The sequence below is a fragment of the Vibrio sp. RE88 genome, assembly GCF_013113835.1.
Classification (GTDB): Bacteria; Pseudomonadota; Gammaproteobacteria; order Enterobacterales; family Vibrionaceae; genus Vibrio.
Genome location: NZ_VTYQ01000008.1, coordinates 70,503 through 86,378, shown reverse-complemented (window position 1 = coordinate 86,378; position 15,876 = coordinate 70,503). Strand labels below are relative to the sequence as shown.

At 41.9% G+C, this 15,876-nt stretch carries 15 protein-coding genes and 1 pseudogene; 11 read left to right on the top strand and 5 right to left on the bottom strand.

Annotated elements, in window-relative coordinates; translation table 11 throughout:
* Entirely contained in the window at positions 1–1,065 is a 1,065-nt protein-coding gene (rfbB, locus tag F0265_RS18615; RefSeq protein ID WP_171749980.1) for a dTDP-glucose 4,6-dehydratase, read from the bottom strand.
* Between the two features lie 177 nt (positions 1,066–1,242).
* Positions 1,243–2,305 (bottom strand): annotated as a pseudogene (locus F0265_RS18610) (IS3 family transposase).
* 253 nt (positions 2,306–2,558) lie between these two features.
* On the opposite strand from F0265_RS18610, the gene rfaD reads away from it, so the two are divergent.
* The 9 genes from rfaD (at position 2,559) to F0265_RS18565 (ending at position 11,316) form a co-directional block, all read left to right on the top strand.
* A complete protein-coding gene (gene rfaD, locus F0265_RS18605) occupies positions 2,559–3,500 on the top strand; it encodes an ADP-glyceromanno-heptose 6-epimerase (protein WP_171749979.1) in 942 nt (313 codons plus the stop codon).
* Positions 3,501–3,584: 84 nt separating this feature from the next.
* Positions 3,585–4,721, top strand: a complete 1,137-nt coding sequence (locus tag F0265_RS18600) for a glycosyltransferase family 4 protein (RefSeq protein WP_345775877.1) — start codon at positions 3,585–3,587, stop codon at positions 4,719–4,721.
* A complete protein-coding gene (locus F0265_RS18595; RefSeq protein WP_171749978.1) occupies positions 4,702–5,952 on the top strand; it encodes an O-antigen ligase family protein in 1,251 nt (416 codons plus the stop codon). Before F0265_RS18600 ends, F0265_RS18595 begins: the two co-directional genes overlap by 20 nt.
* Positions 5,933–6,487 carry an acyltransferase gene (locus F0265_RS18590; RefSeq protein ID WP_345775876.1) on the top strand — a complete coding sequence of 185 codons (555 nt, stop codon included), beginning with the start codon at positions 5,933–5,935 and terminating at the stop codon, positions 6,485–6,487. The genes F0265_RS18595 and F0265_RS18590 overlap by 20 nt, the downstream gene beginning before the upstream one ends.
* Positions 6,488–6,506: 19 nt before the next feature.
* Positions 6,507–7,538, top strand: coding sequence for a lipopolysaccharide heptosyltransferase II (waaF, locus tag F0265_RS18585; protein ID WP_171749976.1), 1,032 nt, complete (start codon positions 6,507–6,509; stop codon positions 7,536–7,538).
* A gap of 3 nt (positions 7,539–7,541) precedes the next feature.
* Complete coding sequence (locus F0265_RS18580) at positions 7,542–8,561, top strand: glycosyltransferase family 9 protein (protein WP_171749975.1); 1,020 nt, start codon at positions 7,542–7,544, stop codon at positions 8,559–8,561.
* A gap of 27 nt (positions 8,562–8,588) precedes the next feature.
* Entirely contained in the window at positions 8,589–9,368 is a 780-nt protein-coding gene (locus tag F0265_RS18575; RefSeq protein ID WP_171749974.1) for a glycosyltransferase, read from the top strand.
* Entirely contained in the window at positions 9,365–10,639 is a 1,275-nt protein-coding gene (gene waaA, locus F0265_RS18570) for a lipid IV(A) 3-deoxy-D-manno-octulosonic acid transferase (protein WP_171749973.1), read from the top strand. The genes F0265_RS18575 and waaA overlap by 4 nt, the downstream gene beginning before the upstream one ends.
* Entirely contained in the window at positions 10,636–11,316 is a 681-nt protein-coding gene (locus tag F0265_RS18565; protein WP_171749972.1) for an acyltransferase, read from the top strand. Before waaA ends, F0265_RS18565 begins: the two co-directional genes overlap by 4 nt.
* A gap of 3 nt (positions 11,317–11,319) precedes the next feature.
* On the opposite strand, the gene F0265_RS18560 is transcribed toward F0265_RS18565, so the two are convergent.
* Positions 11,320–12,048: a glycosyltransferase family 25 protein gene (locus F0265_RS18560; RefSeq protein ID WP_171749971.1), complete on the bottom strand. Its 729-nt coding sequence runs from the start codon at positions 12,046–12,048 to the stop codon at positions 11,320–11,322.
* 3 nt (positions 12,049–12,051) lie between these two features.
* The gene (locus F0265_RS18555) at positions 12,052–12,759 is read right to left on the bottom strand and encodes a 3-deoxy-D-manno-octulosonic acid kinase (protein WP_171749970.1); all 708 of its coding nucleotides are present in this window, start codon (positions 12,757–12,759) and stop codon (positions 12,052–12,054) included.
* Positions 12,760–12,853: 94 nt separating this feature from the next.
* On the opposite strand from F0265_RS18555, the gene F0265_RS18550 reads away from it, so the two are divergent.
* Both F0265_RS18550 and F0265_RS18545 read left to right on the top strand, forming a co-directional pair.
* The gene (locus F0265_RS18550) at positions 12,854–13,909 is read left to right on the top strand and encodes a glycosyltransferase family 9 protein (protein WP_095561246.1); all 1,056 of its coding nucleotides are present in this window, start codon (positions 12,854–12,856) and stop codon (positions 13,907–13,909) included.
* 27 nt (positions 13,910–13,936) lie between these two features.
* Positions 13,937–14,722: a glycosyltransferase family 2 protein gene (locus tag F0265_RS18545; RefSeq protein WP_171749969.1), complete on the top strand. Its 786-nt coding sequence runs from the start codon at positions 13,937–13,939 to the stop codon at positions 14,720–14,722.
* A 46-nt stretch (positions 14,723–14,768) separates the two neighbouring features.
* Here F0265_RS18545 and F0265_RS18540 read toward each other — a convergent pair whose 3' ends face one another.
* Complete coding sequence (locus F0265_RS18540) at positions 14,769–15,803, bottom strand: glycosyltransferase family 9 protein (protein WP_171749968.1); 1,035 nt, start codon at positions 15,801–15,803, stop codon at positions 14,769–14,771.
* Between the last annotated feature and the right edge of the window lie 73 nt (positions 15,804–15,876).

Here is a 15,876-nt window from a genome sequence, read left to right as displayed (position 1 = left end):
TTATTTCTCTGCTCCTAAACGCTCAAGACTGTATGAACCATCTAACACACGGCTCCACCATTGCTTGTTACTTAAATACCATTTCACTGTCTTACGAATGCCCGACTCAAACGTTTCTTCGGGTTTCCAGCCCAATTCACGTTCGATTTTCGACGCATCGATCGCATAGCGTACATCGTGCCCAGGTCGGTCGGTGACGTAACTGATCAAGTCTGAATAAGCGTTTACACCTGCTGGCTTGTCTGGAACTAATTCCTCAAGCAGCCCGCATATTGTTTTCACAACTTCGATATTAGCCTTTTCATTATGACCACCAATATTATAGGTTTGACCAATCTCGCCTTCAGTGACAACTTTGTAAAGTGCTCGTGCATGGTCTTCCACAAACAACCAGTCACGGATCTGCATTCCATCACCGTAAACGGGTAGTGGTTTCCCATCTAGGGCGTTCAAAATCATAAGTGGAATTAGTTTTTCAGGAAAATGATATGGGCCGTAGTTATTGGAACAGTTTGTTACTATTGTAGGGAGTCCGTAGGTTCTAAGCCAGGCCCGAACTAAGTGATCGCTAGATGCTTTAGAAGCAGAGTACGGCGAAGAAGGTTCATAAGAAGTTTCTTCCGTAAACAAGCCATCCGTACCTTCCAAATCGCCATAAACTTCATCAGTGGAGATATGATGGAAACGAAATGCACTTCTACCTGTATCACCTAAGCCATTCCAATAATTACGAGCTGCTTCTAGCAAAGTGTATGTACCTAGAATATTCGTTTCAATAAATGCAGCGGGGCCGTCAATAGAACGGTCAACGTGAGACTCAGCTGCTAGGTGCATAACTGCATCAGGTTGATATTGGTCAAAGATGCGATTCATCTCACTTGAGTCACATATATCTGCATGTTCAAAAGCATAACGCTTACTTTGCTTTACAACATCCAAAGATTCTAAGTTTCCTGCATAAGTTAGTTTATCTAAGTTGATGACTTCATCTTGAGTATTTAGAATAATGTGGCGAATAACTGCAGAACCAATAAACCCAGCACCACCAGTGACTAATATCTTCATTTAACACTCTCTTAGTTAATCTATTTTCAGTCCTAAAACCATTAAAAATGACTTAAATATTATAACCTTAAATAGACCAGCCTAGTCAGGGCATAAGTTAAAAAATTTTGCGCAATCATACCGCAAAGCCAAACTATTATCGACCTTTGATCTGCTCCAGCTAGACTGGACACTTCATTAAGCGACATTTTGCTGTTCAAAGTTTACTGGGCAGAGCACTGTGCCGTCTCGCCCTGTTACAATCAACCTCAATGTACTCTAAGATTGTTTGATGCATCATGTCTCTGATCATTATTGGTTCGTATTGGACTGTCTCAACTTTCATCGAATGGAAGAAGCTCTCTACACAAGCATAATCCCAGCAGTTTCCTTGTCTACTCATACTTTGCTCTAAATTATAAGCAGTTATGAGATCTCAATAGTCTTTCGAGCAATACTGGCTACCTCGAACACTATGAACAATAACCTGCTCAGGAAGCCCTCGACGGAAAAGAGCCATCGATGATGCATCACAGACCAGAGTTGCTGTCATCCTCGAATCCATAGACCAACCGATGATTTGTCGTGAGCAAAGGCCAATGATAACAGCCCTCGCTTGTGGCAAGATACGTGATATCACCCGCCCATTTTTGATTCGGATCCGTTGCCTTAACAATAAGTTCGGCGCAACAGACATCTTATGCTTGCCGTCCGTTGTACATTTAAGCTTACGTACGGCTTTCGGCGTTAAATCCTGTCGCTTCATACTGGCGGCAATGGTTTTAACATTATGACTATCACCGCTCTCAGCCAATTCTTTTTAGATACGCCAGAACCCTCACGACCACTGTTATTATAAAAAAGCCTCTTTGACCTTCGTATCAAGCTCTTGGCGAGTTGCCTCGCGCTGGATGGTCTTATAGCGATGCTTAATCCAACAACAAAACCCACTTCTAGAAATCCCGTACACCTTGGTCATGCGGACGACTCTGAAGCACGGAAGGTGTTCGAGCATAAATCCATAGCAATCTACTTTAGATTTTTTGCGAACTAGGTATCGGCCTTTTTTTATAGTTTCTAGTACTTCTGCCTGCTCAGCCAACTACCTTTTTAGCTTGGCAACCTCTGCGGCTAGCTCTTGCTCACGATGACTAGTACTGGTGTCTTTCTTCGAGTTCTTCCATCACCCGTAGGTTTGGGATTCATGCAAAGACAGCTGTCTTGCTACCGCAGCTACTCCGACTTTATCTACTAGCTTCAGGGTTTCTACTTTAAATTAAGGAGAGTGTATAATTCTAGTTTTCTTAGTTGTCATTCTTCACCTCGTTAGTGATTGCACTCACTTATCTTGGTGTCCAAAACTTCTGGGGCGGATCACTTGTCACTAGCAATACTTCGCTAAATATATATCAGTGATCTACATTATGTACTTACCTAACGCTAATTTTACAATTGGCCCTAAATTCAAGCGTGTTATACTGTCACTCTTAGCTTTTACTCAAGAGTCTCACACTATGATCATCGTAACTGGCGGCGCTGGCATGATTGGCAGCAACATTGTCAAAGCACTAAACGACAAAGGCATCAACGACATTTTGGTAGTCGATAACCTTAAGAATGGTAAGAAGTTCCAGAATTTGGTTGATTTAGATATCACAGACTACATGGACCGTGACGATTTTCTAACTCAAGTCATGGCTGGTGATGACTTTGGGCCTATCGAAGCCATCTTCCATGAAGGGGCTTGTTCTGCTACGACAGAGTGGGATGGCAAATACATGATGCTCAATAACTATGAGTATTCAAAAGAGCTACTACATTTCTGTCTAGAACGCGAAATCCCGTTCCTTTACGCCTCATCTGCTGCAACTTACGGTGAAACTGACATTTTCATTGAAGAGAAAGAGTACGAAGGCGCATTAAACGTATACGGTTACTCAAAGCAGCAGTTTGATAACTATGTACGCCGAATTTGGCAAGATGCTGAAGAGCATGGTGAGCAACTTTCTCAAATCACTGGTTTCCGTTACTTCAACGTTTATGGCCCACGTGAGCAACACAAAGGCTCAATGGCGTCTGTGGCTTTCCACTTAAACAACCAGATGAACGCAGGTGAAAATCCAAAACTATTTGCAGGCAGTGAGACTTTTAAGCGTGATTTCGTTTACGTCGGTGATGTTGCATCAGTAAACTTGTGGTTTATGGAAAGCGGCCAGTCAGGCATCTTTAACTTAGGTACAGGTAATGCGGAATCTTTTGAAGAAGTAGCTAAAGCGGTGATTAAGTTCCATGGCAAAGGTGAAGTAGAAACTATTCCATTCCCTGAACACCTTAAAGGTGCATACCAGGAGTTTACGCAAGCCGACCTAACAAAACTTCGGGTAGCAGGCTGCGATCATCAGTTTAAAACAGTCGCCGAAGGCGTTGCGGAATACATGCAGAAGATAAACAAGTAGCCTCTAATATTCTAAAGGCTTACTATAGAAAGGTGGTTTCAATACCACCTTTTTTATTGCCTCTCTACTAGATAAAGGTAAATTGTGACAAAATCAGCAATTCTTCATATTTGTCTTTCCCAAGGTTGGGGAGGATTAGAAATGTATCCGATCAGAACTGGCAAAGAGTTTCTTGAACGTGGCTATAAAGTTTACGGGCTATGTACAGGTGGAACACAAGTTGCTGAAGGAATGCGAAACTCTGGTATTGAGACCTTTGAGATATCGAGTAAAGGAAAGTTAATAGCATCTCAGCTTTTACGACTGAACCGCTGGTTAAAAAAAAGAAACGTTGAAATTATTCATTGCCATAAATCTGGTGATATTCTTGTTTCTGCACTACTAAATTTATTGACTAAAAGGACCACTTTTTTTACTGAGCACATGGGAGTCACTCGCCCCAAAAAAGACCTCTATCATAAGTGGGCTTATTCACATGTTGACCAGGTTTTTTCGATAAGCAATGAGACCTATAAGCGTAACCTCAAGGCACTCCCTCTAAATGAAAATAAGATTACTAGGCTTTGGCTAGGCACAGACATCCCAGAACAACCAATTGATAACCTAAATGACATAACCACTATTAAGTTAGAGTTGGGGTTACCTAAAGACAGTATAATTATTGGAAACTTAGGTCGAGTCTGCTCTGGTAAAGGGCAAATGGAGCTTTTAAAAGCTTTTGATTTATTAAGAGGTAAATACCCAACACTCCATCTATTATTAGTTGGTGGATTAGATGTATCAGAAGGCTCAGACAATTCGTTCGTTATCAAGCTAAAAGATAAAATTGACAGCTTAGGTTTAACTAAACGTGTTCATTTAGTTGGCTTTAGGGCAGATACAAGTCGTATGCTCGCTGCAATGGATATTGTATGTCTACCTAACCACAATGAGGCATTCGGTTTAACCGCAATCGAAGCTATGGCAGCTAAAAAAGCGGTAGTTGGTGCTAATACTGGAGCACTGCCCGAAATTTTAGAACCTGTAGCACTGTTGTGTGATCCCCTAAACCCAAGTAAAATTGCTCATAATATCGAGAAATACCTCCAAGATCCTGCCCTAAAAAAAAATAACGCAAACTTATCATTCGCGAGGGCAAATGCTGAATTTTCCATGACAGCACACATAACTAAACTTTCGAAATACTACGAGCAAGTTGTAAATGCACCAAACAAAAACTAAGTTAACATTGACGGAGCAACTAAGCTCAATATCCATATTTTTAGTCTTAGGGCTACTCTTATCTACGAATAACTATACTGTTGTAATTGCTGCTTTGACAGTTTTCATTTCCATAGCTTATATTATCAAACAAAGAGACAACATCGCTTGGGATCTGACCGATAAACTCATTATTGCAGTTTTGAGTGCTTATTTAGTTTCAAACATACCAATGGCGATCATAGATTGGGGCAACTTTAGGTACTTTAGAGGTGCATCTAGAATTATATTATGTATCCCTATTTACTTTTTCTTTAAGTATTTTGTTGATATTGAAAAGATATATATCAAAGCTTTATCTTATGGTGTTTTTTTTGGTTCAATAGGCACAGTTTGCATTGCTACTTATCAATTTTTTATTGAAGGCAGACCTAGAGTAGACGGTTTCCTTTATAGCATAAACTTTGGTTATTTATCTTGTGCACTCTCCACCTTGTCCTTGGCGCTATTAAAAAATAAGAAGTATCGTATTATAGCACTTATCGCTTTTAGCCTTTCGGTAAGTGCTATGCTAATGACGCTTACTCGTGGTGCTATATTTGCACTCCCGGCATTATTACTTTTTGCCTATTTACTCAACTTCAAAGATATTGGCATTATCCGTGGTACTATAGGTTTCATATTACTAATATTAATATCTAGTAGTTTATACACTTTTTCACCTAAAATAAAAAATCGTGTTGATTATACAGTGTATGAGCTCACTAATATCATCAATGGCGATACTCAAAAAGCTGTATCTACTGGTGGCAGAGTAATGCTTTGGACAGCAGCATTGGAGGCATTCAAAGAGCGCCCCTTGATTGGCTTAACGCACCCTGAACGAGAAACATTGAACAAGCAACTAGCACAAGAAAGTATAGTAAATGAATGGACAGCGAATGTTCCCCGAGGCCATGCCCATAGCCAATACTTTGATATGCTGGCATCAGGAGGACTACTCGGTGTCGCCGCAATAATACTTATGCTTATAGTTCCATTTTTTTACTTTTTATGGCATGTTCGAGACTCCAATGCAGCGTATATAGGTGTACTATTTGTTTCGTCCTTTATTATTTTTTGTTTCACTGAAGTTGCTTTGCAACAAAATTTAATTAGTACGTTCTATGGTTATATGTTGGCATTACTATTTGCAGCTACTCAAGCTGAGTTTAAGTCAAAGGGGCGTAAAAGTGATCAAACTTATTTATAAAATTAGGAATAAGATTCGAGTTACTGGCAATCATCAAATCAACATTGACTCATCAGCAAACATACGCGGATGCAAGATAATTATTAAAGGTGAGGGGAACTCCTTTGAAATTGGCGCCGGGGTAAATATTCGCGACTGCCTTATTGAAATCGACGGTAAAAATAACTCTTTATCTATTGGTAGTAATACCACTATAGGGCACAATTGCTATCTTTCGTCTAGAGAGGCTAATACGAGTTTATCAATTGGCTCGGGATGCATGTTATCCCGAAATGTGAAAGTTATGACCAGTGACGGACATAATATTGTTAAAGATGGAAAACGCATCAACAGTGCTCAAAATATCGAAATTGGTCCTAAGGTGTGGCTTACAGATAATGTAACAGTTTTAAAAGGTGTTACTGTCGGTGAAGGATCAATCATTGGCATCAACTCTACCTTGACCAAATCAGTCCCATCGTGCGCCATTGCTGTTGGTAACCCTGCCAAAGTAGTACAGAATGGAGTATCATGGCAGCATGAACTGACTTATTAGATGAACCCTAGCTTCCTAAATGAAGATTCTCATTATCGGTCCCTCTTGGGTTGGCGACATGGTGATGTCGCAAAGCTTGTATACGACTCTCAAAGATAAATATCCAGACTGTGAACTGGATGTCCTTGCTCCTGCTTGGTGTAAACCTATTCTAGAACGCATGCCAGAAGTACATCAAGCCATAGAGATGCCGATTGGACATGGGGACTTCAGTCTATTTGGTCGAAGAGCAATAGGGCATGAGTTACGTAAAAATAATTATAGCCACGCATTCATATTACCTAATTCAGCAAAGTCAGCCCTAATTCCATGGTTTGCTGGAATACCAATACGAACTGGCTGGAAAGGTGAATTCAGATATGGGCTACTTACAGATCTTCGCCCAGATAAACGTGTATTTCAATATATGGTTGAAAGGTACGCAGCTCTCGCTTCGACTTCTAAAAAAATGTTGGAAGAGGTTAAGTTAGCCAATTGCCCAAAGCCCAGTTTGACCGTCGACACCAAGTCACAACTCGCAGCTCGTCAAAGGCTAAATCTAGATTTACAACTTCCTGTTGTAGGCCTCTGCCCGGGCGCGGAGTTTGGTCCGGCTAAGCGTTGGCCAGACCGGCACTATTCTAAACTTGCTAAACATCTTATAGATAAAGGCCAGCAAGTTTGGTTGTTCGGCTCAGATAAAGACAGAGCTGTCACCGAAAAAATCAAATCAGCTCTCACACCCGAGCAACAACAACACTGCTTTAACTTAGCTGGCGAAACGTCACTAATTGAAGCAGTAGACTTATTAGCAGCTTGCCATACCGTTGTATCGAACGATTCAGGCTTAATGCATGTTTCTGCCGCCGTAGGATGTAATATAGTTGCGATTTATGGCTCTAGCTCACCAAAATATACGCCACCTCTGACTGACAAGTTAGAAATGGTGCATACTGACATTGAGTGCCGGCCGTGTTTCAAGCGCGAGTGTCCGCTTGGTCACCAAGACTGCCTCAATAAACTAATGCCTTCTCAAGTCATCAATGCTGTTGATAAATTTCTAGAGCAATAACTCATGAAACACCTATGGTTTGAGCGTGGTGCTTACGCTTCTAAAAAAGCACGCAAGTATATTCAAGATGATTTTCAGCCTCAAAAAATCAAAAAAATAGCAGTAATTAGACACGCAGCACTTGGTGATCAGGTTGTTGTTCGCCCATTTCTAGTTGAAGCCAGGAAGTTTTTTCCTAACGCTGAAATTACGTTAGTTCCAGTTTCCAACTATATGTATGGAATACCGAGTGACTTGGTTGATCATGTTCATGTTATGCCAGGAAAAGAGCCTGGAAAAACAACACCTGTCAAAGAAAAAATCCAAAACATCAAACAATTAGGCGAACAAGACATAATTTTTGATTTGGCGAGCACCAACCGTTCTCATTGGATGACAGCATTAAGTAAAGCCAAGCTAAAAATAGGCTTTCCATACAAATGGTACTTCTGCGGTACTTTGTTTAATGTTGCTGTTCATCGTTCAGATTTTCAGCCAGAAGTGGAATGCATGTTAGATATGCTCAAGCTACTAGGCCACAACCCCTCTCACCCACTGGACTTTGCCTATCCTGATCATCGCAAACTGGTAGATACTGAAGCTCCCTTTGTTCTCTATTTTAACGGAGCCTCGCAGCTGCGAAAAATATTATCCAAAGAGGAAATGTTGGCGGTTTTAGAGAGGGCACTCCAGGAGAACCCAAATCATACTCACGTGTATCTGGAAGGAAAAAATGATTTTGAGAAAGGGGATTTTTGCCAAAGCCTTTTAAAATACCCTAATTTCAAAATTCAACCATGCTTACCACTTGAAGACCTAGTTAATCTAACGGCAAAAGCTACACTAATGGTCGCTCCTGATACTGGCGTCCGAAACATTGCAATATCGACCCATACACCAACTGTAGGCATTTTCTATGCGACAGTACCGTTTCGATATACGCCTTTATATGAGCACCATGACATCGTGATGAGTGCTGATGGCTCAATACCGACCACGGCTCAAATCACAGATGCAATTTCCCGTGCCCTATCGAGCCAATAACTTCATTTCGGAACTTTATAAGCAGCAATGAAAAATATATCAATTTTAGTTTCCAATCGACTCATTAGGCTCATCGGCAACATTTGTAAAATGTTGTCATACCCTTTTCATGCCTTGTTTCCAAATAAGCGCTTTACGATTCCATCGATCTCCAATCCAAAGGTCACCTCTACCAAGCAAACCAAGATACCTAAGATAATTTGGCAAACTAACTTTTCTGCACAAAGCACTCTGCCTGTTTATCTTAACTATTTGTTCAATCGCCTGATGTCCTTAGATTATGAATACCGCTATGTGAGTACAGAAGAACGAGCCGAGTTCATTAAAGTAAATGCTTCTGAGCGTGTGTATAACGCCTACATGCAATTGAATGATGGTGCTGCGCAAGCAGATTTATGGCGACTCATCACAATTCACACTCACGGTGGTATCTATATGGATATTGATGCGACACTTGTATGGCCACTTAAACGCATCTTACCTACCGATGAAAATGCTATGTATGTGAAGTTAAAAAAGAATCAGCACTATACCAATTTCTTTCTCGCTTCAGCTCCTAACAATCCAGACTACGAACTTGCGATCAATAAGATTGTCGAAAATATAGAAAGCCGAAACATAGAACAAGGTGTTTATTTTCTTACGGGTCCAATGGTTATAACTGGTGTACTGGATAACAAGCCAGTCGTATGCAAAGAAAGAAAATATGTTTGCATACAAGGCACATTTACTAACGAATATTTCCAATACCTAGATAAGCCTCGTAGCAAATGGACACATAAAAAACCGGAAGATCTCCTCAAGTGATACGAGCTCTATATACATTTTTACTAGTCATTGCACTTCCTTTCCTTTTACCAAGCTTATATAAACATAAGCTTGGTAAACCTTCCGTAGGCTCTCGTTGGAAAGAACATTTTGGTGTCACACCTAGCCTGAACAACCCTGATAAAAAGCCTGTCATATGGATTCACGCTGTTTCAGTGGGAGAAGTTATTGCTGCATCACCGTTGATAAAGAAGATACATCAAACCCAACCAAATGCTAAAATCCTTGTCACTACTACAACTCCAACAGGTGCTAAGCAGGCAGAAAGTTTAAAGGATTATGCTGAACACAGATATATGCCTCTGGATTTTACTTTCGCGGTAAAATCATTTTTAAAAGTCGTCAGACCGAAACAGTTAATCATTGTCGAAACTGAGCTTTGGCCTAATACATTAATTACCGTATCAAAAAAACATATTCCAATCACAGTGGTCAACGCTCGTTTGTCAGATAAATCTTTCCGCGGCTATTCAAAGGTCAAGCCTTTATTTAATCTACTTTCCCCCTCTTTAAGTAAAGTTATATGTCAGCATAAAGATGATGCTAGAAGATTTGAAAATCTCGGGGTACCTCAAAGTAAAATACTTGTCTCCGGCTCAATAAAATTCGATATATCCATTTCATCCGAGCAGTCAATCAAGGGAAATCAGCTCAGGTATGAATTGGATAGCTTTCGCCCTATTTGGATCGCAGCCAGCACTCATCAAGGAGAAGACGAAAAAATACTCGCTGCTCATTCTCAGGTCTTACAGCATGTGCCTAATGCTCTCCTCATATTAGTTCCTAGACATCCAGAAAGATTTAATGACGTCATGGTGAAATGCAGTGAACTCTTTACTACTGTCCGTCGGACAGGTAATTCGACCGTATCAGCTAGTACACAAGTCTACTTAGGTGACACTATGGGTGAAATGTTAACACTCATTGGCGCTAGCGATGTTTGCTTCATGGGTGGAAGCTTACTTGGAAAAAAAGTGGGGGGGCACAACCTCTTAGAGCCCGCGGCATTGGCAAAGCCAACTCTGACTGGGCCGAGTTATTTCAATTTTTCTGACATCACTCAACAACTAGTTGCAGCGAACAGTTGTCAGATCATCAACTCTGAATCTGAGCTCGCAGAAAAAATTATTGAGCTTTTTCACTCCACAGAGCTTAGGGACGAACAAGGCCAGGCCGCATTAAGTGTGGTTGAGCGAAACCGAGGTGCACTCAAAAACACTATCCAACACATTTTCGGAGAAGCAAGATGAGTTTGAAGAAGTTATCCAAGCTGTACCACTATGTGAGATGTATACCCAAAACTCTATTCTTTAATTTCTATTACCTACCATTTCACCAAGCGATAAAACTTCCAATTTTAGTCAATCATCGTACCAAGTTTGTTGCTCTAGGTGGCAGGATATCTATCCCTGAATCAGCAAAGCTAGGCAAGATCAAACTAGGATTTGGTCGAGTGCAAATTGCTGACAACAAATACTCTCGTTTTATATGGAATATTGGTAAGAATGGACATATAAAGTTTGGCCATCACATTAAGGTAGGTACAGGCTCTAAACTCCATATCAATGGCACGTTAGCAATTGGCTCAGGCAGCAATTTCACTGGCGAAGCAACTATCATTTGTAATCATGTGATCTCTTTTGGTAATAACTGTCTAATCTCTTGGCAAACTCTTTTTATGGATTCAGATCTACACAAAATTACAGATTTAGAAAATCAACAAACCAATCCAGATCACCCCATAACTATTGAAGATAAAGTATGGGTTGGCGCTAGGTCCACTATCCTCAAAGGGACTCACGTTGCAACAAATTCAGTTGTCGCAAGTGCCTCGACAGTAACTTCACAGTTTGACTGTGATAAAGTTATCGGGGGAAACCCTGCATATGTCATTGCGGACTTTACAGGGAAAGTATTCCATAAATAGCGCTTAAAGCTTGTTGTTTTTAATGTTCCAAAGACTCAATCGAGTAAAGCAATAAGCACGATAAATCTCACGGGTAACTTTAAAATATACAGGGGTTTTAGGTTTAGGCTCATTACTTTGAATCGTAGTTCCCATATCTGCAGGATCTAATACTAAATAGGGGATGATTCCTACGCACTTTAAACCTGTGCGATATGATTCACCTATATGGTTGTCTACGGCACATAGCCACCGTTTACTATTATCAAGAAGTTTCTTTGCCCCTTCAGGTGAAATACTGTATCCGCGCGTACCACCACGGTTGTCGTGCCAAAATACACTTTGCGAACCATTGATCTCTTCTAAAAATGTCGCTTTACCGTCTTGAGGTTCCACTCGAATATACTCATACCCTTTAGAGTGCATTTGCTCTAAAGTCGTCAGAGATGATTTCATATAGTGAGTCGGCAAACAGTCGTCTTCAATAATAACAATAGGCTCATTTAGCTCTATACATTTTTGCCACAGACGATAATGGCTAGCATAACATCCACGTTCACCCGGAGTGAGTGGTCGGCTGCGAAAGATTCTCCGGTGTTGGTCGTCCGGTAAATTGGCTAAGTCTTCAGGCAGGCCTTTTCGACCATCGACAGCATTGAAGAATTCGAAAGGAATAGACATTCCTTCGAGTGCACCACTTATACGTTCTCTGCGGTTAACAGAATCGATTAGACTAACTACAAATATCTTCAAACCTTAACTCACTTTTAAATATGACGCTTTTAACTCTGTGAACTCTTGATTACCTGATCTAATACGAGACTTACCTACTTCCTTTTCAAACGACCTTTTTAATCTATCCAAATTACTTTGTTTCCAAGCATTTCCCGATTGCTGATAGCATTTATCGAAATCGATGATCCACACTTTGTCTTGCTCATCTATCAGGATATTGTGGATATTAAGGTCGGTGTGGTTGACCTTTGCATCATGCATTTTACGGATTTCGTGGCCAATCTTCTGATACATTTCTGCGGGAAGTGGCTTTTCCATCAGAATGGAAACCAAGTCTCGTGCATTGGGAATTTTCTCACTCAGTAGATCTGCTTTATACGCTAGTCCACTTTTTACCGTGCGGGCAGCAATTGGTCTAGGTACATTGACGCCAGCTTCAATCAAGGTGTTTAGCAGCTGAAATTCCTGATAGCTGCGAGTTCTTTCCCAGCTTGAAAAGAGATAACTATCTTCTACTAGTTTTCCAAACAAGCCACCGCGACGATAATGCCTGAGCGCCGCTTCAATAGTTTCCGTTTGTACAAACCAAGTGGTACCACGTCCTTGAGCACTGCCGATAACTTTACCGGCATTTTGCCAAAATTCGGCGTCAAACACCTGCTGAGGATCTTCCTTAAGCAGGGTTTCGTCATACCAGATGGTTTGGTTATCCAATTGCACGGTTTTCATGCGGAGGTTATCTCTGATTAAATTTCAGTGGCTATTTTACATTTATTGAGCGCCTCTGCATAATCTTCACTATTGCTAGCTAAAAGAATTATTTATGAGCCTTTTTTCTTCTGCCCCTGACTCTTTGTGCATTCTGAGATTATCTGCGATTGGCGATGTGTGTAATACCGTTGCAGCAGTTCAAGCCATTCAGCGTCAGTGGCCGCAAACCAACATTGTCTGGATCACAGGTAAGCTTGAAGCCAAGCTCATTGAAGACATGCCTGGCATTCGTGTGATTGTGTTTGATAAGAAGGAAGGCTGGCATGGCTATAAAAAACTCTGGGCTGCACTAAAAGGACAAAAATTCGATGCACTGCTGCACATGCAGTACGCATTCAGAGCCAGCATTGCCACTCTGGGGATTAAGACGAAATACAAGCTCGGTTTTGATTCTATCCGCAGTCAGGACTTCCAAACCCTGTTTACCAATGTCAAGGTGCCTTCACCTGATTCCATGCACGTCTTAGATGGGCTGCTCGCCTTTGGCCACACACTTGGTATTGAAGATATGAGCCCAGTATGGACGCTTGAATATTCAGATGAAGAGGAACATTGGGCACAACAGCAATTATCTACCGACAAACGCAACTTAGTTGTCGTACCTGCGGCAAGTAAAGCCTACAAGAACTGGACAGCGCAAGGCTATGTCGAGCTTATCCAGCACGCCGTCAATCATGGCTGGCAGGTCACCTTAGCTGGTAGTCCAGCGCAAGTAGAGTTAGACCTAGCGACGAAGATTGAGAACAAGCTGACATGCACAATCAACAATCAAGTCGGTCAAAGTTCACTAAAACAAATGCTGGCACTGTTAGACAGAGCTGATTTGGTGGTCGCACCGGATACAGGCCCTGCTCATATGGCCAATGCGGTCAATACACCGGTTATCGGTTTGTATGCCCACCATAATCCTGAACGCACTGGGCCTTATCAATATCGCCAATATGTGGTGTCTGCTTATGAAGAAGCAATTCAGGCTGAAACGGGGAAATCTGCAGCTCAGCTTAGCTGGCGTGCACGCGTAAAAGACAAAAACGCCATGCAGCGCATTCAACCACAGCAAGTCATCGCCATGTTTGATAAAGTAACCACAGAACTCCATTTACAATAAACTCCGAGAGACTTCAGAGGTACCACAGTGAGTAAACCAACCATTGCCGTCGCACTTATCGTTAAGAACGAAGCGCAGCACCTGAAAGCTTGTTTAGAAACCGTTCACGACTGGGTAGACGAGATTGTGGTTCTGGACTCTGGAAGTACAGACAATACCGAAGAGATTGCACGCCGTTTTACGGACAAGTTTTTCGTCAATCCTGAATGGCCTGGCTTTGGCCCTCAGCGCCGCTTAGCTCAGTCCTATGTTGAGTCGGATTACGTCCTTTGGTTAGATGCCGATGAGCGTGTCACTCCTGAGCTCAAGCAAAGTATTTTAGATTCAGTGAGTGCAAACAAGCCGGATACCATTTATCAAACGGCGCGTCTAAGCTGGGTGTTTGGACGCTATATTCGTCATTGCGGTTGGTACCCAGACCGTGTACTGCGCTTATACCCGACAAAGTTGACGCAGTACAATGACGCTCTGGTTCATGAAAAAGTCGAAGTGACGAAAACCATGAAAGTCGAAAACTTGAATGGCGACTTGATTCACTTCACCTATAACGACATGAATCACTACTTAGTGAAGTCGGCGGGCTATGCCAAAGCCTGGGCTGAACAGCGCGAGAAAAAAGGTAAGAAAAGCAGCATCTCACAAGGCATTTTGCACGCATTAGGCTGCTTCTTGAAAATGTATGTTGTTAAAGCCGGCTTTCTTGATGGCAAGCAAGGCTTCTTGCTCTCCCTGCTTTCGGCACATTCTACTTTTGTGAAATATGCGGATCTGTGGGTTCGCAGTGAAACGGACAAGATGCCAGATAAATTCTAATCTTTTCAATCCAGACAAAGGGCGATATTTCTATCGCCCTTTTTTGTTAATTCAGCTTACGGCTTATCCATGGTTGTAACTCTCTCGAGACCACATCTATATCAATTCTGGCCATATTTTCCTGACTGGCTTTATCTTCTGCCTCTGGTGGGCAAAAAGCGATATGGTTGCCTGCCGAGTTAATTGGTTTCCAGCGCAGCGGTGTCGCTGAACGCTTACTTGGAAAAAAGCCAACGGTCGGTACATCTATCGCCGCCGCGATATGCAAGGGCCCAGTAGAACCTGCAATAAACAAGTCGGCACAAGCAATAGAACAAGAGAAATCGACCAAGCCATCGTTCTTGTCGTACACCACCGAGGCTCTGCCCTTTTCTTTCAGTAGGTTATGTAACTCAGCCGCTTTCTGCTCTTCTCCCGGCCCAGCCGTCAGTATAATTTCAAACGGCTCCGGCATATCGCAGATTAACTGAGTGTATTGCTGTAGAGATAAGTTATTGGCTGAACCACCGCTACCGGCATGAACGAACACCCATTGCTTCTCTACGTTCAAATTCAATTGTTGTGAGAGCTTGTGCTTTTGTTGCTGTATATCGTCAACTGAGAAAGAGAGGTAAGGTGCGCTAGGCTCAGCCACCGCTTGACCAATATCCGTTAAAAACGCACGCACTAAGTCCAGATTGTATTCGTATTCTGGTTTTGCTGATTGTGAACGCTTTTGTTTGATACGTTTGTTGTAAAAGATCTGCGCCAGCTTTGTCGCCGGAGCAAGACGGTAAGGAATTTTTGCTCTCCAGACCAATTTCGCGTTATATGTTGTAGAGAAAAGGTTGATGGATGCATCAAAGCGCTCCGCTTTTATTTGCTCAATCAAAGTCGATTGCGCGTGCTTAGAACCCTTCTTCGTTGGATCAACCAGCACTTTATCAATCCAAGGACAAAGCTCTGCCAGGGCCACTGTGTAATTAGGTACTAGCGCTGTAATCTGACAATCCGGCATAGAAGCTTTCAGCATCGCGAAACTGGGCCAAGCCAGCATGAAGTCGCCTATTTTGTCGTTACGAACCACCAGTATCTTTTTCATTACTTTTCCTAACTCTCAATCTTTGCTCCCAATGATAACGGCTAAGTTGGGTAAATGTGAGCCTTTTTGTTAC

Coding starts and splice junctions, on each gene's coding strand:
- rfaD (WP_171749979.1), top strand. CDS start 2,559: ATGATCATCGTAACTGGCGGCGCTGGCATGATTGGCAGCAACATTGTC.
- F0265_RS18580 (WP_171749975.1), top strand. CDS start 7,542: ATGAAACACCTATGGTTTGAGCGTGGTGCTTACGCTTCTAAAAAAGCA.
- F0265_RS18575 (WP_171749974.1), top strand. CDS start 8,589: ATGAAAAATATATCAATTTTAGTTTCCAATCGACTCATTAGGCTCATC.
- F0265_RS18555 (WP_171749970.1), bottom strand. CDS start 12,759: ATGAAAACCGTGCAATTGGATAACCAAACCATCTGGTATGACGAAACC.
- F0265_RS18540 (WP_171749968.1), bottom strand. CDS start 15,803: ATGAAAAAGATACTGGTGGTTCGTAACGACAAAATAGGCGACTTCATG.
- F0265_RS18565 (WP_171749972.1), top strand. CDS start 10,636: ATGAGTTTGAAGAAGTTATCCAAGCTGTACCACTATGTGAGATGTATA.
- rfbB (WP_171749980.1), bottom strand. CDS start 1,065: ATGAAGATATTAGTCACTGGTGGTGCTGGGTTTATTGGTTCTGCAGTT.
- waaF (WP_171749976.1), top strand. CDS start 6,507: ATGAAGATTCTCATTATCGGTCCCTCTTGGGTTGGCGACATGGTGATG.
- F0265_RS18550 (WP_095561246.1), top strand. CDS start 12,854: ATGAGCCTTTTTTCTTCTGCCCCTGACTCTTTGTGCATTCTGAGATTA.
- F0265_RS18595 (WP_171749978.1), top strand. CDS start 4,702: ATGCACCAAACAAAAACTAAGTTAACATTGACGGAGCAACTAAGCTCA.